This is a genomic window from Vibrio sp. R10-SG-ISO4 (assembly GCF_059834135.1).
Genome location: NZ_JCBDHJ010000022.1, coordinates 1 through 19,893 on the forward strand (window position 1 = coordinate 1; position 19,893 = coordinate 19,893).

At 48.5% G+C, this 19,893-nt stretch carries 17 protein-coding genes, 1 tRNA gene and 1 rRNA gene; 3 read left to right on the plus strand and 16 right to left on the minus strand.

The window, feature by feature from the left end:
* Positions 1-167: 167 nt before the first annotated feature.
* The 10 genes from AC6R03_RS15885 to AC6R03_RS15930 form a co-directional block, all read right to left on the minus strand.
* Positions 168-244: transfer RNA gene (locus tag AC6R03_RS15885), tRNA-Ile, on the minus strand.
* A gap of 182 nt (positions 245-426) precedes the next feature.
* Positions 427-1,980, minus strand: a 16S ribosomal RNA gene (locus AC6R03_RS15890).
* A 596-nt stretch (positions 1,981-2,576) separates the two neighbouring features.
* Positions 2,577-3,353, minus strand: coding sequence for a phosphoadenylyl-sulfate reductase (locus tag AC6R03_RS15895; protein WP_334554553.1), 777 nt, complete (start codon positions 3,351-3,353; stop codon positions 2,577-2,579).
* Positions 3,346-5,079, minus strand: a complete 1,734-nt coding sequence (gene cysI, locus AC6R03_RS15900) for an assimilatory sulfite reductase (NADPH) hemoprotein subunit (RefSeq protein ID WP_334554555.1) — start codon at positions 5,077-5,079, stop codon at positions 3,346-3,348. Before cysI ends, AC6R03_RS15895 begins: the two co-directional genes overlap by 8 nt.
* The gene (locus AC6R03_RS15905) at positions 5,079-6,932 is read right to left on the minus strand and encodes an assimilatory sulfite reductase (NADPH) flavoprotein subunit (RefSeq protein WP_500627539.1); all 1,854 of its coding nucleotides are present in this window, start codon (positions 6,930-6,932) and stop codon (positions 5,079-5,081) included. Before AC6R03_RS15905 ends, cysI begins: the two co-directional genes overlap by 1 nt.
* Before the next feature lie 215 nt (positions 6,933-7,147).
* Positions 7,148-7,378: a hypothetical protein gene (locus AC6R03_RS15910; RefSeq protein ID WP_334554559.1), complete on the minus strand. Its 231-nt coding sequence runs from the start codon at positions 7,376-7,378 to the stop codon at positions 7,148-7,150.
* 241 nt (positions 7,379-7,619) lie between these two features.
* On the minus strand, positions 7,620-8,285 hold the full coding sequence (locus tag AC6R03_RS15915; RefSeq protein WP_500630371.1) for a TIGR04219 family outer membrane beta-barrel protein: 666 nt from the start codon (positions 8,283-8,285) through the stop codon (positions 7,620-7,622).
* A gap of 100 nt (positions 8,286-8,385) precedes the next feature.
* Complete coding sequence (pspG, locus tag AC6R03_RS15920) at positions 8,386-8,598, minus strand: envelope stress response protein PspG (RefSeq protein WP_334554563.1); 213 nt, start codon at positions 8,596-8,598, stop codon at positions 8,386-8,388.
* A gap of 156 nt (positions 8,599-8,754) precedes the next feature.
* Positions 8,755-9,777, minus strand: coding sequence for a tRNA dihydrouridine(20/20a) synthase DusA (gene dusA, locus AC6R03_RS15925; protein WP_500630370.1), 1,023 nt, complete (start codon positions 9,775-9,777; stop codon positions 8,755-8,757).
* 277 nt (positions 9,778-10,054) lie between these two features.
* Positions 10,055-12,178: a methyl-accepting chemotaxis protein gene (locus tag AC6R03_RS15930; RefSeq protein ID WP_500630369.1), complete on the minus strand. Its 2,124-nt coding sequence runs from the start codon at positions 12,176-12,178 to the stop codon at positions 10,055-10,057.
* A 413-nt stretch (positions 12,179-12,591) separates the two neighbouring features.
* Here AC6R03_RS15930 and AC6R03_RS15935 point away from each other — a divergent pair, with 413 nt between their 5' ends.
* Positions 12,592-13,800 carry an IS256 family transposase gene (locus AC6R03_RS15935; RefSeq protein ID WP_500625857.1) on the plus strand — a complete coding sequence of 403 codons (1,209 nt, stop codon included), beginning with the start codon at positions 12,592-12,594 and terminating at the stop codon, positions 13,798-13,800.
* A gap of 56 nt (positions 13,801-13,856) precedes the next feature.
* Here AC6R03_RS15935 and AC6R03_RS15940 read toward each other — a convergent pair whose 3' ends face one another.
* The 4 genes from AC6R03_RS15940 to AC6R03_RS15955 form a co-directional block, all read right to left on the minus strand.
* On the minus strand, positions 13,857-14,069 hold the full coding sequence (locus AC6R03_RS15940; RefSeq protein ID WP_500627535.1) for a hypothetical protein: 213 nt from the start codon (positions 14,067-14,069) through the stop codon (positions 13,857-13,859).
* A 15-nt stretch (positions 14,070-14,084) separates the two neighbouring features.
* Complete coding sequence (locus AC6R03_RS15945) at positions 14,085-14,228, minus strand: hypothetical protein (protein WP_500627534.1); 144 nt, start codon at positions 14,226-14,228, stop codon at positions 14,085-14,087.
* Positions 14,229-14,606: 378 nt separating this feature from the next.
* Complete coding sequence (gene cspE / locus AC6R03_RS15950) at positions 14,607-14,819, minus strand: transcription antiterminator/RNA stability regulator CspE (RefSeq protein WP_500627533.1); 213 nt, start codon at positions 14,817-14,819, stop codon at positions 14,607-14,609.
* A gap of 229 nt (positions 14,820-15,048) precedes the next feature.
* On the minus strand, positions 15,049-16,110 hold the full coding sequence (locus AC6R03_RS15955) for a sensor domain-containing diguanylate cyclase (protein WP_500630332.1): 1,062 nt from the start codon (positions 16,108-16,110) through the stop codon (positions 15,049-15,051).
* Between the two features lie 274 nt (positions 16,111-16,384).
* Between AC6R03_RS15955 and zur the strand changes: the two genes are divergently transcribed.
* Together zur and AC6R03_RS15965 are read left to right on the plus strand one after the other, a co-directional pair.
* The gene (gene zur, locus AC6R03_RS15960) at positions 16,385-16,843 is read left to right on the plus strand and encodes a zinc uptake transcriptional repressor Zur (RefSeq protein ID WP_487903286.1); all 459 of its coding nucleotides are present in this window, start codon (positions 16,385-16,387) and stop codon (positions 16,841-16,843) included.
* A 50-nt stretch (positions 16,844-16,893) separates the two neighbouring features.
* Positions 16,894-17,355, plus strand: coding sequence for a chemotaxis protein CheX (locus AC6R03_RS15965; RefSeq protein WP_500627531.1), 462 nt, complete (start codon positions 16,894-16,896; stop codon positions 17,353-17,355).
* A 118-nt stretch (positions 17,356-17,473) separates the two neighbouring features.
* Here the strand turns inward: AC6R03_RS15965 and cysC are convergent, their stop codons facing one another.
* Together cysC and AC6R03_RS15975 are read right to left on the minus strand one after the other, a co-directional pair.
* On the minus strand, positions 17,474-18,091 hold the full coding sequence (cysC, locus tag AC6R03_RS15970; protein ID WP_487903287.1) for an adenylyl-sulfate kinase: 618 nt from the start codon (positions 18,089-18,091) through the stop codon (positions 17,474-17,476).
* Between the two features lie 59 nt (positions 18,092-18,150).
* On the minus strand, positions 18,151-19,875 hold the full coding sequence (locus AC6R03_RS15975; RefSeq protein WP_500627530.1) for an SLC13 family permease: 1,725 nt from the start codon (positions 19,873-19,875) through the stop codon (positions 18,151-18,153).
* Between the last annotated feature and the right edge of the window lie 18 nt (positions 19,876-19,893).

Below are 19,893 nucleotides of genomic sequence, written 5' to 3' on the forward strand. Positions count from 1 at the left end.
ACCTCCTGCGTGCAAGGCAGGCGCTCTCCCAGCTGAGCTATAGCCCCATCGATGGATAAATCCATTAACAGTCTTATGACCGGGATAATTTCTCTTTAGGCAAGGCAGATTGTGAGGCCGTGTACACCAGTACACAACGAGCAATCTAACGCAGCATAAAGATAAATTGGTGGGTCTGAGTGGACTCGAACCACCGACCTCTCGCTTATCAGGCGAACGCTCTAACCACCTGAGCTACAGACCCAATTTCTTGCTTCGTGCTTTTCCTTATTTATTCGTCAGGCTGCGCTCTTCGCTCAGTTACATACCTATGTATGCGCCTTCGCTCATCGCTTCCCTTCCTCTAACTAAGAAAAATCACTGTGCAATCATCTCTTTTACAAACCATATCAATCTGTGTGGACACTCATAACGATAATCATCGTATAAGGAGGTGATCCAGCGCCAGGTTCCCCTAGCGCTACCTTGTTACGACTTCACCCCAGTCATGAACCACAAAGTGGTGAGCGTCCTCCCCGAAAGGTTAAACTACCCACTTCTTTTGCAGCCCACTCCCATGGTGTGACGGGCGGTGTGTACAAGGCCCGGGAACGTATTCACCGTGGCATTCTGATCCACGATTACTAGCGATTCCGACTTCATGGAGTCGAGTTGCAGACTCCAATCCGGACTACGACGCACTTTTTGGGATTCGCTTACTCTCGCAAGTTCGCCGCCCTCTGTATGCGCCATTGTAGCACGTGTGTAGCCCTACTCGTAAGGGCCATGATGACTTGACGTCGTCCCCACCTTCCTCCGGTTTATCACCGGCAGTCTCCCTGGAGTTCCCACCCGAAGTGCTGGCAAACAAGGATAAGGGTTGCGCTCGTTGCGGGACTTAACCCAACATTTCACAACACGAGCTGACGACAGCCATGCAGCACCTGTCTTACAGTTCCCGAAGGCACCAAAGCATCTCTGCTAAGTTCTGTAGATGTCAAGAGTAGGTAAGGTTCTTCGCGTTGCATCGAATTAAACCACATGCTCCACCGCTTGTGCGGGCCCCCGTCAATTCATTTGAGTTTTAATCTTGCGACCGTACTCCCCAGGCGGTCTACTTAACGCGTTAGCTCCGAAAGCCACGGCTCAAGGCCACAACCTCCAAGTAGACATCGTTTACGGCGTGGACTACCAGGGTATCTAATCCTGTTTGCTCCCCACGCTTTCGCATCTGAGTGTCAGTATCTGTCCAGGGGGCCGCCTTCGCCACTGGTATTCCTTCAGATCTCTACGCATTTCACCGCTACACCTGAAATTCTACCCCCCTCTACAGTACTCTAGTCTGCCAGTTTCAAATGCAATTCCGAGGTTGAGCCCCGGGCTTTCACATCTGACTTAACAAACCACCTGCATGCGCTTTACGCCCAGTAATTCCGATTAACGCTCGCACCCTCCGTATTACCGCGGCTGCTGGCACGGAGTTAGCCGGTGCTTCTTCTGCAGCTAACGTCAAATCCATACGCTATTAACGCATGAACCTTCCTCACTGCTGAAAGTACTTTACAACCCGAAGGCCTTCTTCATACACGCGGCATGGCTGCATCAGGCTTGCGCCCATTGTGCAATATTCCCCACTGCTGCCTCCCGTAGGAGTCTGGACCGTGTCTCAGTTCCAGTGTGGCTGATCATCCTCTCAGACCAGCTAGGGATCGTCGCCTTGGTGAGCCCTTACCTCACCAACTAGCTAATCCCACCTGGGCATATCCTGACGCGAGAGGCCCGAAGGTCCCCCTCTTTGAGCCGAAGCTATTATGCGGTATTAGCCATCGTTTCCAATGGTTATCCCCCACATCAGGGCAATTTCCCAGGCATTACTCACCCGTCCGCCGCTCGACGCCCTTAACGTTCCCCGAAGGTTCAGTTAAGTCGTTTCCGCTCGACTTGCATGTGTTAGGCCTGCCGCCAGCGTTCAATCTGAGCCATGATCAAACTCTTCAATTTAAAGTTTTGTTCGGCTCAATGAATACTGATAAGTTCCTAGTGACTAGAAGCTAGTTCCTAGAAAACTTGAATTGACTGTGCTGAGTCCTAAGACTCAATGGTCACTCAGTTCATTGAAACCTAATTTGAAACCGCTCTTTATTAAGAGAAATTTCTAATTGGATTATCATCAACGAGTGCCCACACAGATTGATAGGTTTATATTGTTAAAGAGCGTTCTTGGCTGTGACTCAGGTCACTCACAAGAGGCGGCCATTCTAGCGACTTAATTTTCAGTGTCAAACACTTTTTTAAGTTTTTATTTCAACGTTACCGCTGAGCTAGTTGACCCTGTCGATAACGCTGAACCCTTATGAGCTCTGCCCTGTCGACGAGGTGGCATTATAGAGATCGAAATCACATTGGCAAGTGATATTTTCATAAAAATGTAAAAATAGAGCCTAAATGAGCAATTAGCGCTCAAGCTCCTATTTATCCAACTTTACCCAACTATTTACCACATAATAACCACAGAGTTATCCACAGCGACTAATTCCAAGCGATAAAAAAGGCCGCATACGCGACCTTTTTTGAGGTTCATTGACGCAATTACCGCATCAAATACCCGAGCCATCGAGTTCGTTATCTTCTTCATGCAGACCACACTCTCTCTTTAAGCCGAAGAAACGTGTTTCTTCTTCTGCCATTCCAGGCTCCCACTTCTTAGTGGTATGCGTATCACCGACAGAGAGATACCCTTCATCCCAAAGTGGGTGGTAAGAGAGACCGTGCTCTTCTAGGTAATAGTGGATGTCCTTATTACTCCAATCAATCACTGGTAGAAACTTGAACACGCCATTTTGAATCGACAAAATGGGTAGTCCAGCTCGCGACTTAGATTGCTCGCGGCGTAAACCGGAGAACCAAGTGCTGACATTAAGCTCCTCTAGCGCGCGGCGCATAGGTTCCACTTTGTTTATCTTGTTGTACTTCTCGATGCCCTCTATACCTTGCTCCCAAAGTTTGCCATAGCGCGCCTCTTGCCATTGCGGGCTCTCTTTAGCGCGATACACTTTTAGGTTGAGGTTCAATTTCTCTGTCAATTGATCGATAAAACGGTACGTTTGCGGGAACAAGTAACCGGTGTCGGTCAAAATGACTGGCACGTCCGGTTTCTGCTCAGTGACGAGGTGAAGCATCACCGCCGCTTGGATACCGAAACTCGACGAGACCGCGAACTCGCCATCGAGGTTTTCAAGCGCCCATTTTACTCGCTGCTGTGCTGACAGTTGCTCAAGCTCGACATTGATCTGGGCAAGATGAAGACTTTGCTCGGTCTTGGTCAGTTTAAGCAGTTCTGCCAGCTCCGGTTTTGAAGCTACAGAATCAAGCATAAAAATCTCTCTTAGATACCAATACTTCTTGGATGATGCCAACACGGATAACGAAGTCACCGAAACACTCACCTTGCTCACGCTCAGTAGCCCAGCGACCGACCAGTTGATCTATCTCTTCGAGTATCTGACTATCTGTAATGTTCTCTTTGTACATTTTCGGCACGCGTGTTCCAGCGCGGTTGCCCCCTAGGTGCAGGTTGTATCGACCTGGCGCCTTACCCACTAGACCAATTTCAGCCAGCATCGCGCGGCCACATCCATTAGGACAACCCGTCACGCGCAGAATGATGTTGTCTTCTTTTGGTAGATTGTGTTTCGCCAAAATGCCTTCTACGTCGGTCACGAACTGCGGCAAGAAACGTTCCGCTTCCGCCATGGCGAGCGGACAAGTTGGGAAGGCCACACACGCCATCGAGTTTTTACGTTGCTCGCTGACCGCGTCGTCCATCAAACCGTGTTCGCGCGCAATTTTCTCGATCTTCGCTTTGTTGCTTTTCGACACACCCGCCACAATCAAGTTTTGGTTGGCCGTCATGCGAAAATCGCCTTTATGGATTTTGGCAATTTCAGCCACACCGGTTTTAAGGGGCTTGCCTGGGTAATCCAATAGTCGGCCGTTTTCGATAAACAAGGCGAGATGATGTTTACCATCAATGCCCTCTACCCAGCCGATACGATCGCCACGTTCTGTGAATTCGTATGGACGGCTAGCTTGGAACTGAACACCGGCACGTTTTTCCACTTCCGCTTTAAACACATCAATACCGACGCGATCAAGCGTGTATTTGGTTTTGGCGTTCTTACGGTTTGAACGGTTACCCCAGTCACGTTGCGTAGTCACAACCGCGGCTGCCACATCCAACGTTTTTTCAAGTGGAATAAAACCAAAGTCATCCGCTCGACGTGGATAGGTCGACGTATCACCGTGAGTCATCGCAAGACCACCACCAACTAAAACGTTGAAACCCACCAGCTTGCCGTTATCGGCTATCGCGACAAAGTTCAAATCGTTCGCATGCACATCCACATCATTTTGCGGCGGAATCACCACGGTGGTTTTGAACTTACGCGGTAGGTAATTACTGCCAAGGATCGGCTCTTCGTCTGTGGTCTCAACCTTCTCACCGTCTAGCCAGATCTCTGCGTACGCGCGCGTCTTAGGCAGCAGGTGCTCACTGATCTTTTTCGCCCACTCGTACGCCTCTTGGTGTAACTCAGATTCCACAGGGTTAGTGGTACACAATACGTTTCTGTTCACGTCACCTGCGGTGGCGATAGAGTCAATTCCAATACTGTTGAGCGTTTGGTGCATCAATTTGATGTTTGGCTTTAATACGCCGTGGAACTGGAACGTTTGTCGAGTCGTTAGACGGATACTGCCGTACAGAGAGTGCTCTGTAGCAAACTTGTCAATCGCCAACCATTGCTTCGGCGTGATAATGCCGCCCGGCATGCGCGCACGAAGCATCACATTGTGTAGAGGCTCCAGCTTTTGTTTCGCACGTTCGTTGCGAATATCACGGTCATCTTGCTGATACATACCGTGGAAACGGATCAGCTGGAAGTTATCCGCCGTAAATCCACCGGTGATGCGATCTTGCAGATCCGCTTCGATCGTCCCACGTAGGAAGTGACTTTCTCTTTTAAGACGTTCGTTATCGGAAAGCGGCCCTAACTCTTCGCCCAGTACCACCTGCTTGTTATTTTCAGTAGAAAAAGTCATTAGTACACATCCCTTTGATAACGTTTTGCTTTGCGTAACTCATTAATAAATTCTTCTGCGTCATCACGCGATAGATTGCCTTGCTGCTCAGCGACGATGATCAGCGCGTCATGAACGTCTTTTGCCATACGAGTGGCATCACCACAGACATACAGATACGCGCCATCTTGAATCCACTGCCACACTTGTGCCGCGTTCTCTAAAATGCGGTGCTGAACATACACTTTCTCGGCTTGATCGCGGCTAAAGGCCACATCCAAACGGCTGAGTACCCCTGATTTTAGGTATTTCTGCCACTCCACTTGGTAGAGGAAGTCCTGAGTAAAGGTACGATCGCCAAAGAACAACCAGTTCTTTCCAGACGCATCACGGTTCTCTCGCTCCTGGATAAAACTGCGGAATGGGGCAATCCCAGTGCCTGGGCCAATCATGATAATCGGCGTGCTGTCATCTTGAGGTAATTTGAAGTTGTTGTTGTTTTCAACAAACACTTTGACCGCACCGCCCTCTTCGAGGCGCTGAGCCAAGAAGCCTGAGGCACCACCAAAGCGAGACTCGTCACCTTGCTGGTATTCCACCAGCCCAACAGTCAAATGCACTTCTTCATCCACTTCGGCTTGGCTTGAGGCAATCGAGTAGAGTCTTGGCGTCAAGCGGCGCAACAAACCAATCAGTGCGTCTGCCGATAGGGTGGTTTTCTTCTCCGCTAACACGTCAACAATTTGCGTGTTGGCGGCGTACTCACGAAGCTTGTCTTTGTCTTCGACCAATTTTTGCAGTTTCTTGCTGCCTGACAGCTCAGCAAATTTTGTGACAAACTGAGGATTAGAAGCGGTGATTTCGAATTTAGTGACCAACGCGCTGTGAATCGACAAGCTCTCGCCATCCACTTCAACGCTTTCCACACCTGACAGACCCACTTTAGCTAGGATAGCATTGGCGAGCTCAGAGCTGTTCTCAAACCATACGCCCAAGGCGTCGCCTGGCTGATAAGTCAAACCTGAGCCTTCAAGATCAATTTCAATGTGACGCACGTCTTTTCCAGAATCACGCCCGGTGATCTTCTGGCTAGTCAGCAAAGTCGCGGTGTATGGGTTTTGCTTGTTGTAGGACGACACGACCGCCGATTGACCTACTGGCAACTGAACGACTTCAGCTTCTACGCCACCAGCCAACTCTTCTTTAACGATAGAGAGCGCTTTTTCACGCCACTCACTGGCTGGCGCTTCATAATCGACGTCACAGTCAACACGCTCAATAAAGGCCGTCGCGCCCAACTTGGAGAGATAAGCATCGAAGTCTTTACCGGTTTGGCAGAAAAACTCATAGCTTGAGTCACCGAGCGCAATCACACCATATTTGAGGTTCGGAAGTTTCGGCGCTTTCTTCGACTGCAAGAATTCATGCAGTTCAATGGCGTTGTCTGGGGCTTCACCTTCACCATTGGTTGACGCCACGATAATCACGTGGGTCTCTTTGGCTAAGCTTTTGCCTTTGTAATCACTGGCATCAAAGAGCGCCACATCAATGCCCTGCGCTTTTGCGTCATGCTCGAGCGCTTCAGCCACGCCTTTCGCATTGCCAGTTTGCGAGGCGAAAATGATCGTTAATTTACCTGCAGGCTTGGCTGCCACCGCAACCGCCGCTTGACTGATGGGTGCAGACGCTGCTGCGGTTTGAGGCTGTTGTGCTAGGCCCCAAAAGTAGCCGCTGACCCATGCCAGCTGCTGAGTAGATAAACCAGCAACAGTTTGTTGCAAAGACCCTAGCTGCTGATCATTCAGCGGCGCAGCCAAAGCCGGTAATTCTTGTGATGCGTTTCCTTCAGAGGAGACGTTGTTTTTTAATGACATGGTCACGACATCCCTATTCATTGCGTGACGATAGATTAACCACTCTCCTTAATAACAAGAAAGAATAGAAGTGAATGTTTTATAACTTTTGGAATTAAAGGAAACGTGCAGCGCCTGAACGCCGTCAGCCAGTCGCGCGCCTTTACGCAGTACAAGCAGGGGAGGTAATAATGAGAGGTGATAGACAAGGCGTCTTTTTCTGTGAGTGGTGGGGACTATTTGGCTTCGACCCGTACGTGCTTAAAGCCCACCGCCATTGCCGACTTGGAGGCTAGATCAAGGTCTAGGTACTGACACTCCTCACCTTGAGCATCGGTCAATAACACGAAACCACCTCTAGCGTGGCGAAATTCCACCACCCAACTGCCCTCTTGGACAGACGGTTCAATAATGGCTTCCACCAGTTGATTGTCTCGATATAGGCTTCTTAGTTCATTAATCGTCATGAGATTCCCTTCTCTGGCTAGAAACAAGCGCCATCTATAAGCATGGAAGAAACTGACGATATCGCGACATTTTTTCGTGCATTTATAATGAATAGATATAAAAAAACAGTTCGATAGATACAAAAAAGCGCCACATCAATCGCAGCGCTCTTTTTCTAGTTATAATGAAAGGCATAAGGCAGTCATACATCATGCTATCGAGAAGACGCATACATATTCTTCACTGGGAAGAATCGCTGACTTAGAAGCTCCACTCCGCGCCAACAAAAAAGCCATTGGCGAAGATAAACGATTTACCGAGGTCCTCGGATTTCGCATCGAACTTGCCCGACTCCAAATCAATCACGCGATAGCCACCTCGGAAAGCCAACGTCGTCTCTTTCAGTGGCAGGCGGTACTGAACGCCCGCCATCAAATCGGTACTTTTGATGTCGTTGTTGTTGCCAAAGTTCATCTCACCGATGATATCAAAATGCGTATTGGGCACCGTCAGCTCTGCATAGCCGTACCACGCCCAGATAAATCCATCGAAATCGACTGGATTGTTGATGTCTTCGGCATTGACGTACTTGGTATCGGATAAATCCGTCAGGGTCACCCCCGCATCGAAATGCATTAAATCATGCTCAAGCAGGCGGTAGTAGAGCGTCAGGTCGAGCTTATCAAACGCCATGTAATCGGCGTCAACACTGGAGTAACGCAAACGGGCATCGGGAAGGTATGGCGTGTCATGCTCAATCGCCAAATAGCCGCTGGGTGTGGTGTCGCTGTCGCGGTTTACTTCATTGACCTTGGTTTTCGGCCACCACATCTCTGCACCGACTTTCGCCGTGTACGAGGACTCCGCCATCGCCCATCCCGAAACCATCGAGGCGATAGTGAAAATTGCAGCCGATTTGATACCCATTGATTAAACTCTCCACACTGTTGCTATGCATCATAGATGACGTAGCGAAAATAGTACCACATTCACCGAGCTTGCCCGCAACAATTTAGCCTAAACAGCGCTAGGATCTTGGCTGCGCGACCACGCTTTTAAAAAACCATACCGCTATCGCGATAACCACTAACCAAGGGATTAATTTAATCACCGCCGACATCATCCCGAGCAGCAACATCACCACCATAGCAAAGCCAATGGCGGCCAATACGGTCAGAAAGGTCACGCCTGTGACCAGCAACGTCGCCGCGAAGATCAAAGCAAAAATCAATTCAAACATAGTGCTCTCCTTTTTGCTCAATCAATACAGATAGTGTGCCAAGATTAAAAATCAAGATAAGATCATGTTTTATATAGACAAACAAAAAGAGGCAGGGTCTAACCCTACCTCTTCATATTCATCTATTGGTAAATTTAACCACTCGTTTGGCGATTTTTACACATCCAACTCTTGAGGGATTTTCGCCAGCGCCGATTGTACCACTTCAATTCCGGAACCCGGTTTATGGGCGTTCTCACTGATGTAACGACGCCATTGACGCGCGCCTGGCATGTTTTGGAACAAGCCCAACATATGACGAGTGATGTGGCCTAAGTAGGCTCCCTTCGCCAACTGCTGCTCAATGTATGGGTACATCTCTTCGACTACTTGGCGACGCTTCTTCACTGGTGTGTCGAGACCGAAAATCGTCTGATCAACGTGGGCCAATAGGTACGGGTTTTGGTAAGCCTCTCGCCCAACCATGACGCCATCAAGGTGCGCTAAATGCTCTAACGACTCATCCAAGGTTTTAATGCCGCCATTGACGCCAATGTTCAAGTGGGCAAAGTCTTGTTTGATTTGATACGCGCGCGGGTAATCCAGCGGCGGGATCTCTCGGTTCTCTTTCGGGCTTAAACCGCTTAACCACGCTTTACGAGCGTGAATCGTAAACTGCTCACAGCCACCTTTTTCAGACACAATGCGCACGAAGTCAGTTAGAAACTCATACGAGTCTTGATCGTCAATGCCGATGCGCGTCTTAACGGTCACAGGAATATCAACCACATCGCGCATGGCGGCAATACACTCCGCCACCAGCACAGGCTCCGCCATCAAGCAGGCGCCAAAACGGCCATTTTGTACTCTGTCCGACGGGCAACCGACATTGAGGTTAATTTCGTCATAGCCACGCTCAGCCGCCAACTTCGCACACGTCGCTAAATCTTGCGGGTTGGAGCCACCAAGTTGCAGCGCCACTGGGTGCTCCTCCTCGTTGTACGCCAAGAAGTCGCCTTTACCATGAATGATCGCGCCGGTTGTCACCATCTCTGTGTAGAGCAAGGTCTCTTTAGTGAGGAGCCGATGGAAGTATCGACAATGGCGATCTGTCCAATCGAGCATGGGTGCAATAGAGAATCGAGAGCTTGGAAAAACCCCGTTGTGAGTCGGTTTTTTCTCTTCGTTAGTGTCTAACATTGAACTCGCCTTTGTTTGCATCTTCTCACCCTATCAGCGCCCAACTCGCTGCCTCAAAGCTGCTTTGGGGCGCTATTGTGCCAAAAGCAGTCAGTGCTCGAATCGTGGTTTCATTAAAAAGAGCGCAGATTCTACATCAAGTTATCGCTGTGCCCAAGCATGGCGAGACACCACACAGACCTTAGAAATCTAAATCGTTGATCTTGCGATATTGAACCTGTGTTTTCACACCATGCCAAGCAGTGGGGCATTTAACTCTCCCCACTCTACTGGGTCACTATGACGCTCGAGCGATTTCAAAACGGCCTGTCAGTTGATCGAGACGCTTCAGTGCATTTTGCATTAAGGCTGTTCGACGCGCGAGCTGTTGAGAAGAGATAATCAATTGTTCGGAGGTCACTTGAGCTTGATCGACCGTTTTACTGTGTTGAACACTGTTTTCAGCAATACCGTTAATAATGCGAAACAGTTCGGTAACTCGGTTCTGGAGAACCTCATTGCCATCCGTTCCATTGACCATCATGGCGTTGCTTTCGACGTTATCAATACCTTGCTGCATAAAGCTAACGGCTGTCTTTGATTGTGAACGAAGCTTTTGCAGCATGGTGCCGATATTGTTCGCTGCTTGAGAGGTTTTGTCTGCTAACGTACGAACTTCATCTGCAACCACGGCAAACCCACGTCCGTGCTCACCGGCTCTCGCGGCTTCAATCGCCGCATTTAATGCCAGCAAATTCGTCTGTGCCGTGATTTCAGAGATGATGTCGACAATGTCGGTGATCTTTTCCATTTCAGCGTTCACATCATTGACACTCTGAGCTGACGCTTCAACGATTTCTTTGATACCGTTGGCGGACTCAACCGCACGTTGATACTCCAGCGCCGCATGTTCAATTGTGCTTTGCATCGCTTTATCCATTTCTGTTGCAGAAAGGTTCGCACACTCGATGTCAGTTTGCTGGCCTTTACTAAGCACTATCATATCTTCAATGGAAGCACAGGTGTCTTGGCTAGCGGTGGTGAGCACTTGGCTGCGACGCAACAAAGAGGCGGACACTTGATTTACCTCTTTGCTTGCAAAGACCAACTCCGTGACCACGCCCTCTAAGTTATCGATAAAGCTATTGGTCCAGCGGCCAAGCCCGCCAATTTCATCAGGCTTCAAATGCTCCGTTTCAAGGCGCTGAGTCAAATTGCCATCCCCCTCTGCAAGGGTACGAATCACATTCGTCATTTCCTCAACACGTCGAGACAGTGGACGTGCACAGAGAGCGTGAAAAGAAAACGTCACCGCCATACAAACCAGTGCCGTCAACAGCCAGACAAACACTTGCGAAAGTTGAAAGTAGTGCGCAGCGAAAGACGGAAGCAATACAGAGGCCAAAACCCCGAACGCAAAATGTCGAGTTTGAGTTAAAGACAAACTTCGGTGTCGATAGACTTCTTCTAAGTCCGACTCACACATCATCCCCCAACGGTCCGGTGAACCGGGCAACTGAAACGTAACCCCTTTACCAATAACGGGAATGTGACGGTAGTCAGAGTAGCCTGGGTATTCAATATAGAGATTTTGCCCGTGACGAATGGTTTCTCTGACGCCAGGGTGTAACTCTTTCGTTGCCGGGTCTGTGAACAGAATTTCAAACTCAGTGTGATGACGAACTTTCACCACACCGAACTCAGTGGTGATCCCTTGTTTTAAATTCTCTCCATGAGAAAAGGTATTGTCTTCAAAACGTGAGCGCGATAATGCCGTTCCCGGCAGAATACTTGGATCATGCTTGGCTTCAACCATAAACAGGTAGTTGTCACCAGATTCACTGTAGATGTGCCCTGCTTCGCGTTGAATAATGTCGCCAATCACATCGTTGGGAATTCGACCGCAAAGGCATGCTTGCTCCTCACCAGGCTTACCCAACGGTTGATAGAACATCAATGTCACCGCATCATGAAATGTGGAACTTGAAGGGCCAACAGCCAGTGTGCGCTCATCCACATAAGGGCCTAGCAAGTATGGCGCCTTTAGACCCGATGCCAGCGCCATATTATCGACGATATGACTGCCGATATGATTCTTATGACTGGAGTGAGTGGTCATGCCCTGACTATCGACAATAAACAATTCTGAGAAGTCTTTTCCCCTCTGAGTCAGTTCCTCTAATGTCGTATTACGCTCATTGATAGGTTTACTTGAAAGGTAGAGCGCGGCATTGGTCAAAAAGGCCCATTGATTGTTCGCCCAATCCTGAAGCAAGTTCACTCGTGTGTGTGCGATATTCTCAAACGTTTGTTCGAGCTCATTTTTTCTATGGCGATTTAAATAGCACGCCTTTTTCATGGCAAGCTTCCCTGTGCTACCAAGCCACGGTAGCCAACGTTGTTCACTCTGAGTTAGGTTCATCCTTGTCCCTTATTATTATCTTATCGTATACAATCAAAACGGCCTCGAGTGATGCAAGTTTCACACCCGCCTCAACAAAGAAATAACCATTTGATTTTAAATAACAAAAAATAAGACCTCACCAAAAAAGCACAACAACTTGCACTAAAACCAAGCACTTAAAAAACAAAGCACTTACTTGGTGCAAATGACATTAACTCGGATGAACAAGGTAAAAGTAGAGAAGAAGTAATCGTAGCGAGGTGAAGGAGTGAACGCGCTGATGGCGATTCGTCCCGTGAAGGATACAGTAGCTCAACCTCTCACGTCTTGAGCAGAGCGCTACGATGAAGAGGTTGGAAGCAATTTGAGAGAGTGTCCTGAATTCTGTGTAACTGTCTAAACTTAAGCCTTAAAGGCTAAGGATGGACAATATGGATAAGAAAGCACTCGAAGCTTTTGCTCGTGAAGCAGCAAAGTCAATTAAGACTGAATCCGATCTTGATGACTTCCGAAAAATGTTAACCAAGGTGACCGTTGAAACGGCGTTAAACGCTGAACTCGATGAGCACCTTGGGTATCAAAAACACCAACCTAGAACCAGCTCCAACTCCCGCAATGGCTACTCGGGTAAGTCCATTATCACCGATGATGGAGAGGTCGATATCGACGTCCCTCGTGACCGTGAAGCTAGCTTTGAGCCTCAACTCGTCCGCAAGCACCAAACTCGATTCCAATCCATGGACGACAAGATATTAAGCCTATATGCGAAAGGCATGACCACACGTGAAATCGTCGCAACGTTCAAGGAAATGTATGATGCGGATGTCTCGCCAACGCTGATATCAAAGGTGACCGACTCGGTACTCGAGCAAGTGATTGAATGGCAGTCGCGACCTCTCGACGAAATTTACCCTATCGTCTATCTCGATTGCATCGTGGTTAAGGTGCGTCAAGACAAGCAAGTCATCAACAAAGCGGTCTATCTTGCGTTAGGCGTCAACATGGAAGGCCAGAAAGAACTGCTCGGCATGTGGCTCTCTGAAACGGAAGGCGCCAAGTTCTGGCTTAACGTGCTGACAGAGCTTCAAAACCGTGGGGTAAAAGACATCCTTATCGCTTGCGTTGACGGACTAAAAGGTTTTCCTGACGCCATCAACACTGCGTTCCCAGAGACGCAAATACAGCTCTGTATCGTCCACATGGTGCGAAACTCGGTCAAATACGTCCCTTGGAAAGACTACAAAGCGGTGACGGCTGACCTGAAGAAAATCTACCAATCAGCCACAGAAGATGAGGCACTGCTCGCTTTAGAGCAGTTCTCTGAACGATGGGATAGCAAGTATCCTCAAATCAGTCGCTCTTGGACGGCGCATTGGGACAACCTCAACACCCTGTTTAACTACCCAGAGGATATTCGCCGAGCCATTTACACGACTAACGCCATTGAATCCCTCAACAGCGTTATTAGAAAAGCGATCAAGAAGCGCAAGCTCTTCCCAACGGATGAGTCAGCTAGAAAGGTGATCTACCTGGCTATCCGAGATGCTTCCAAGAAGTGGACGATGCCGATTAGAAACTGGCGACAAGCTCTAAACCGCTTTATGATTATGTTCGAAGACCGACTCACTGAATACATGTAACCCCCGACAGTTACACAGAATTATTTACAGGGTCCAATTTGACGTTGACGCGCCGATTATTGATTGGCGTTAAGAAAGCGCTCGGCGCTGGCGAACAGTGCGTCACATTTCTTTTTCTGTTTGGCGTGTTCTGCGTCGCCTTCACTCATGGCGTCCAAGAGCTCTTTCTGTTTGTTGTATTCACCCACCATGAGAGAAAACTTATCTTCAAAGTCACTCTTACGCATTTTCTTGCCTGATTTTCTTGCAGGTCTTGCTGGTTTTCTCATTGTTTTCTCTCCAATTTAGAGTTCAATTCGTTCTTTCTGATCACGTTCTAAAAGAATGTCTTCAATTCTCTTGCGAATTTGATGGATGTTTTGGGGCTGGTCTTCTTGTTTCGTTGAAGCCTCTTCTGCAGGCTTACGAGGTTTTGCGTTCTTCTTCAATGCTTAATCCTTATCCGATTCGATATGGAAAGAGCCTAAAACCACACCGTCAGAATTTTGAAATTGACCAGACTCACTCACTTCACAAAATGAAAAATGTAAATCTAAATCGTCGGTGTTTAACTGAGGCAGCACGTGCCGCTTGAGAACGTCGCTATTGAGCTGGTGAAGGGAGGCAGACCAAGATGTCGACCTAGAGTAAAGGTGATAGTGTATTTTGAACAATGGCACTTTGCCCTTTAGGTAATTTTTGTTCGCGAAGAACATAATACCAATATGTTTTTCGGTTAGATTTTCTAGTCATTGAACTCCTTGATAAGCAATGAAAACAAAAAGACCTCGCCATCTGAATGAGACAGCGAGATCTCTTAAGTACAATTACAGTACAGTTACGTCAGCAGCTTGTGGGCCTTTGCCACCTTGCTCAACGTTGAACGCCACTTTTTGGCCTTCTGCGAGAGTTTTAAAACCATCGCTAACAATAGAACGGAAGTGAACGAAAAGATCCGCGCCACCGTTGTCTGGAGTGATGAAGCCAAAACCTTTAGTTTCGTTAAACCATTTTACTGAACCAGTTGTCTTATTAGACATAAATACCTCGATACATTGATACATTAATGAAGAAAATAGAAGCTACTAAGGAAAGCATGTAGAAAAAGGTATCGCAGGATAAGTATGACGACTGAATCGAAATGAAACTGTGAAGATCTTGAACTAGATATTACATTAATAGCCCGCTTTTTGAGCTGACGACACTATACACCTTGTAAAAATAATAGATAGTGATTTCTCACATTTTTATTTTCAACTCGCTTTTTCGTCAGCCCGCCCTGTCTTGGCGCAGCTCTGTGCTGGCTCGAACACAATTTCGCCCTGCCGCTTTTGCCTCGTACAAGGCTTGGTCAGCGCGTTTAAGTAAACTTTCAGGTGTGAGATCGAAAGCGCTAGGTGCCACCGCCCCTATACTGACGGTGATCGACATCCGAGTGCCATCATACTCATACGGGTATTGTGCGAGCGTGGCTCGAAGCGACTCAAACACCGACATCGCAGATTCCAGTTCTGACTGACGAACAATAAGCGCAAACTCTTCACCGCCAATGCGCGAGACATGCCCTAACCCTTTCATTTGCTGCATGGTGAGCGTCACCACTTGCTTTAAGACCTGATCCCCCGCTAAATGGCCATAGCGATCATTGAGCGGTTTAAAATGGTCAATATCCATCAAGCCAAGTACAAAGCCTTGGTGTTGCTCATGAAAATCCGACAAGGTTTGTTGAATCTTGGCTGAAAATACCCGGCGATTGGCAGCGCCAGTGAGCTCATCCGTCGTGGCCAGTTGGTTTAGCGCCATCACTTGCTGATGCAGTTGGATATTGAAGCTGACCCAATTGGCAATACATTGCAAAGTAATAGCTTGCTCTTCAGTAAAGTAGTGACTTTGATCGTGGCCAATATTAAGAGTACCCAAACATTGGTCACCACACACGAGAGGGGCATCCATACAGGTCTTTAGCCCAGAATCCCGCAGCATGACGCAATCTAACTCCTCAGAGGTGGCAAGATCGTCACAAATGAGCAGTGTACGAGTTGAGAAGGCTCGGCCGACGAGCGTTTGCGCAATAGGGAGATGGGAATCGAGTGGAATGGCTTTATTGCCACTGATCGAGTAGACCTTGAGCGTATCTCCGCCTTCCTTAAGCGTAATGCTGGCTCTTTGGGAGGCAAACATCTGCGACATCCATTGGGAGACGGTATCGAGCACCGCTTGCAGTGAGGTTGACACCGACAACGCCTGTATAAAGGCCGCAGGCAGTGTCACATGATGGCCTCGTTCTAATTCGGCAAGCTTCGAAAGACCATAGGCTCTTTCTGACCGCATAGCTCCCCCTAATGGTGCATTGTCGTTATTATAATTTTTGATGATTGACCCATTAAACATTAACCCTATTTCTGACAGATGCAAGCAACAAACACAAAGGGCACGCGTTATTGGTATCGTTTTCCCTGTAGATAAGGTAACTTATGCGCAAGTGTCAAAATGATGCTCTGTGTCCGGTGAGGGTAAATAACGCACTGACACACTTATCAGAAAATGCCTTACGCGCGACGCTAAAGTTGCGGAAATGGTATATTATTAAACATGTCCAATGGTTATGGTGAGAAATTTGGACCCACAGCTAGTCACACAAATTGAAGAAATCTGTGTCGCGAGAGGCGTACGGCTAACCCCTCAAAGAAAACGAGTCTTTGAGTTGATTTGTGCCAGCCCGAAAGCGTCCAGCGCGTATGAACTTTTAGAGGAGCTGAAACTCAGTGAACCGCAGGCTAAGCCGCCAACCGTTTATCGAGCACTCGATTTTCTGTTAGAGCAAGGTTTCATTCACCGAGTCGAGTCGACCAACAGTTTCATACAGTGCTGCTCTTGTAACGCACACAAGCACTTTTCTCATCTACTGATCTGTGACAAGTGTGGAAATGTCATTGAATTACAAGATGATAGTTTGATAGCCTTACTGGCAGACAACGCGGAAAGGCACGGTTTCAGACTCACAAACCACGTGATTGAATCACATGGGACTTGTCAGTCGTGCAGCGCTGACAAAGTGCAATAAGTCTCACAGTAAAATAAGTTTCACAGTCCATTAATGAATAGAAGAAGATTATGCGCGCTGAATTTGTAAACCCGTTTTTAGCCTCACTGATGAATGTGTTGAAGACCATGGCATCACTGGAGCTAAAACCGCAAAAACCTCGTGTAAAAAAGGATGAGATCGCTCGCGGTGATATTTCCGGTTTGATTGGTATGGTTGGCCAGCAAACGCGTGGTTCGATGTCTATTACCTTTGATGAAAACTTGGCGCTGGAAATCATGCAAAACATGTTGGGTGAACGCCCGAATGGTTTGAATGATGAAGTCACCGATATGGTGGGCGAAATCACCAACATGGTCACTGGCGGTGCAAAACGCATCTTGGCAGAAAGCGGCTTTGATTTTGATATGGCGACGCCTGTCGTGGTGTCAGGGAAAGGCCACACGATTCGCCACAAGTGCGAAGGCTCGATCATCATCATGCCGTTCACCTCGCAATGGGGCAACGCCTTTATCGAAATCTGTTTCGAATAAGCACAGCGCATCCCTCACGGCGTATCACAATGGCGCACATGAATGGCACACACGCGTGTTAAGCCTTGATGCTAAAACACGGGTGATAAAAAAGCTTCCGACATGGAAGCTTTTTTGGTTAAGCGATGATCTGCCGCTCTTTTAATGTCTCAAGACACATTGCCACCAGCTCATCGATGCTCTTTTCACCCGCAGGTAAATCGATTTCTGGGTTAAGCGGTGCTTGATACTCAGAATCAATACCGGTGAAGTTTGGGATCTCCCCTGCTCTTGCCTTTTTGTACAGCCCTTTTGGATCGCGCTGCTCACAGACATCGAGCGATGCGTTGACAAACACTTCCAAAAACTCGCCCTCAGGCAGCAGTTCACGCACCAGCTGACGCTCGGTTCGATGCGGTGAGATAAACGCAGACAGGACAATCAAACCGGCATCGGCCATCAATTTCGCCAGCTCACCGATGCGGCGAATATTCTCGCGTCGGTCTTGCTCTGAAAATCCTAAATCACTGCACAGGCCATGACGAACATTGTCGCCATCAAGCAAATAGGTGTGGTAACCCAGCTGCGCCAACTTGGTTTCAAGCGCGCCAGCCACGGTCGACTTTCCCGCTCCAGATAGCCCGGTAAACCAGAGTACCGCAGGGCGCTGATTTTTAAGTTTGGCACGCTGCGCTTTATCAACGGCGTGTGAGTGCCAAACGATGTTTTCGTCTTTTTCGCGGGTTTGTGTGGTCATAGTCAGTCCTTGTCAATCATTCCACTCTGCGAGCGAGGCAAAGCGGAGAAATAGCTGCATCAGAAGGGAAAAAAGATCGGGATAAGCCCAAGCACCAGTATCGAATAGACGATAGAGAGTGGAATTCCTACTTTGACATAATCCAGTAATGTGTAGTTGCCAACGCTATACACCAATAGATTGGTTTGATAGCCATACGGCGAAATAAAGCTCGCACTCGCGCCAAACAGCACGGCCATGATAAACGGCATCGGGTCTACCCCATAGCCCAACGCCATACTGTAGCCAATCGGGAACGCCAAGGCCGCGGCGGCATTGTTGGTCACCAGCTCTGTCAAAATCAGGGTTAAGAAGTAGGTCGCGACCAGTGCGCCAAAGACGCCCCAACCGTTAAATGCCTCGATAAACATCTGCCCTAAGTTTTCCGACAGGCCCGTCGAAAGCATCAATTGGGCAATCGACAGCGCCGAGCCGACAATGACAACGATATCGATAGGAAAACGGCGCCTCAGTTCGTTGATGTGGACAATGCCCGTCATCAAAGTCGCCAGCAAAAATACGCACAGCCCCTTAATGAGCGGCAGGACCTCCATCAGGGCGAGCCCAATCACCAGAGCAAAGCCCAGCAGCACCAAGGCGGATTTGTTGCCATCGAGGCGAGCACTCGAATCGAGATCATTCATCACCACAAACTCTTTGCGGTGAGCTTGCCTTTCTTGCTCAAAACGTTTCCCAGGCACCAATACTAAGGTATCACCCGCATTCAGCACTATGTTACCCAAGCCGCCTTCCAAACGCTCATGGCCACGACGAATCGCCACCACCACCGCATCAAAGCGATCGCGGAAGTGACTCGATTTTAACGTCTTGTTGCAAAAGCTCGCCGAAGAGCTCACCACCACTTCCACGTAGTTTTGCCCGTTGATGTGGTGCTGACCAAACAGCGTTAAGCCTTGGATCTCTTGCAAGGTCGCGACGCTTTCTATATCGCCACAAAAGAGCAAGCGGTCTCTGGCCTGCAAGACAAAATCAGGGTCCACCGATGGCATGGTTTGCCCATCACGGATCACTTCGGCCAAAAAGAGTTTACGCAGCGCACGCAAATTGTTCTCACTGATACTGCGCCCAACCAGCGGCGAGCCAGGCTCAACCCGCGCTTCTAAAAAGTACGGTAAGTCGTCTTGGCTGTGATCATCATAGTTTGGCAACAGATAACTCAGAGGGATCAAGATAAGCAGCCCGCCAACCAAGACTGATAAACCAATCAAAGTCGGGGTAAAAAAGCCCAAACTTGGCAATCCAGCGTTTTCAACAAAGCTGCTGATGATCAAATTGGTCGAGGTACCAATAAGGGTTAACGTACCGCCTAAGATGGCGGTATACGAGAGAGGGATCAATAACTTCGACGGGGCGTGTTGCTGGTTGCGCTTAATGGCGCCAATCAGCGATACCACCACCGCCGTATTATTAGTAAACGAAGAGAGCAGCGCCGTGGAGATACCCAACTTCGCCACGACGGTGCCTAATTTGCCCGTCGACAAAGAGCGGCTCACCCAGCTGATCAGACGCGTTTTTTCTAGCGCGCACGATGCCAAGATGAGCAGCACCAGCGTCACCAATGAGGCATTGGTGAAGTTAGAGGCGATCTCACTGACGTCAATCAAGCCGGCAATGAAGGCAATAAACGCTGCGCTGGCAAACAGATAGCTCGGTTTAACTCGTGTGCTGACTAAACAGGTCACAACCCCGACCAACAACGCCAGCACCACTCCTTGCTGCCACATTTCGCCTCTCCCTACTCG

Bases quoted from the DNA above. Each gene is read 5' to 3' on its own strand.
- zur (WP_487903286.1), top strand. From the start codon at position 16,385: ATGGTGAGAAATTTGGACCCACAGCTAGTCACACAAATTGAAGAAATC.
- cysI (WP_334554555.1), bottom strand. From the start codon at position 5,079: ATGACTTTTTCTACTGAAAATAACAAGCAGGTGGTACTGGGCGAAGAG.
- AC6R03_RS15955 (WP_500630332.1), bottom strand. From the start codon at position 16,110: ATGCGGTCAGAAAGAGCCTATGGTCTTTCGAAGCTTGCCGAATTAGAA.
- pspG (WP_334554563.1), bottom strand. From the start codon at position 8,598: ATGTTTGAATTGATTTTTGCTTTGATCTTCGCGGCGACGTTGCTGGTC.
- cysC (WP_487903287.1), bottom strand. From the start codon at position 18,091: ATGACCACACAAACCCGCGAAAAAGACGAAAACATCGTTTGGCACTCA.
- AC6R03_RS15910 (WP_334554559.1), bottom strand. From the start codon at position 7,378: ATGACGATTAATGAACTAAGAAGCCTATATCGAGACAATCAACTGGTG.
- AC6R03_RS15975 (WP_500627530.1), bottom strand. From the start codon at position 19,875: ATGTGGCAGCAAGGAGTGGTGCTGGCGTTGTTGGTCGGGGTTGTGACC.
- AC6R03_RS15915 (WP_500630371.1), bottom strand. From the start codon at position 8,285: ATGGGTATCAAATCGGCTGCAATTTTCACTATCGCCTCGATGGTTTCG.
- AC6R03_RS15965 (WP_500627531.1), top strand. From the start codon at position 16,894: ATGCGCGCTGAATTTGTAAACCCGTTTTTAGCCTCACTGATGAATGTG.
- AC6R03_RS15935 (WP_500625857.1), top strand. From the start codon at position 12,592: ATGGATAAGAAAGCACTCGAAGCTTTTGCTCGTGAAGCAGCAAAGTCA.
- dusA (WP_500630370.1), bottom strand. From the start codon at position 9,777: ATGTTAGACACTAACGAAGAGAAAAAACCGACTCACAACGGGGTTTTT.
- AC6R03_RS15940 (WP_500627535.1), bottom strand. From the start codon at position 14,069: ATGAGAAAACCAGCAAGACCTGCAAGAAAATCAGGCAAGAAAATGCGT.
- cspE (WP_500627533.1), bottom strand. From the start codon at position 14,819: ATGTCTAATAAGACAACTGGTTCAGTAAAATGGTTTAACGAAACTAAA.
- AC6R03_RS15930 (WP_500630369.1), bottom strand. From the start codon at position 12,178: ATGAACCTAACTCAGAGTGAACAACGTTGGCTACCGTGGCTTGGTAGC.
- AC6R03_RS15895 (WP_334554553.1), bottom strand. From the start codon at position 3,353: ATGCTTGATTCTGTAGCTTCAAAACCGGAGCTGGCAGAACTGCTTAAA.
- AC6R03_RS15905 (WP_500627539.1), bottom strand. From the start codon at position 6,932: ATGTCATTAAAAAACAACGTCTCCTCTGAAGGAAACGCATCACAAGAA.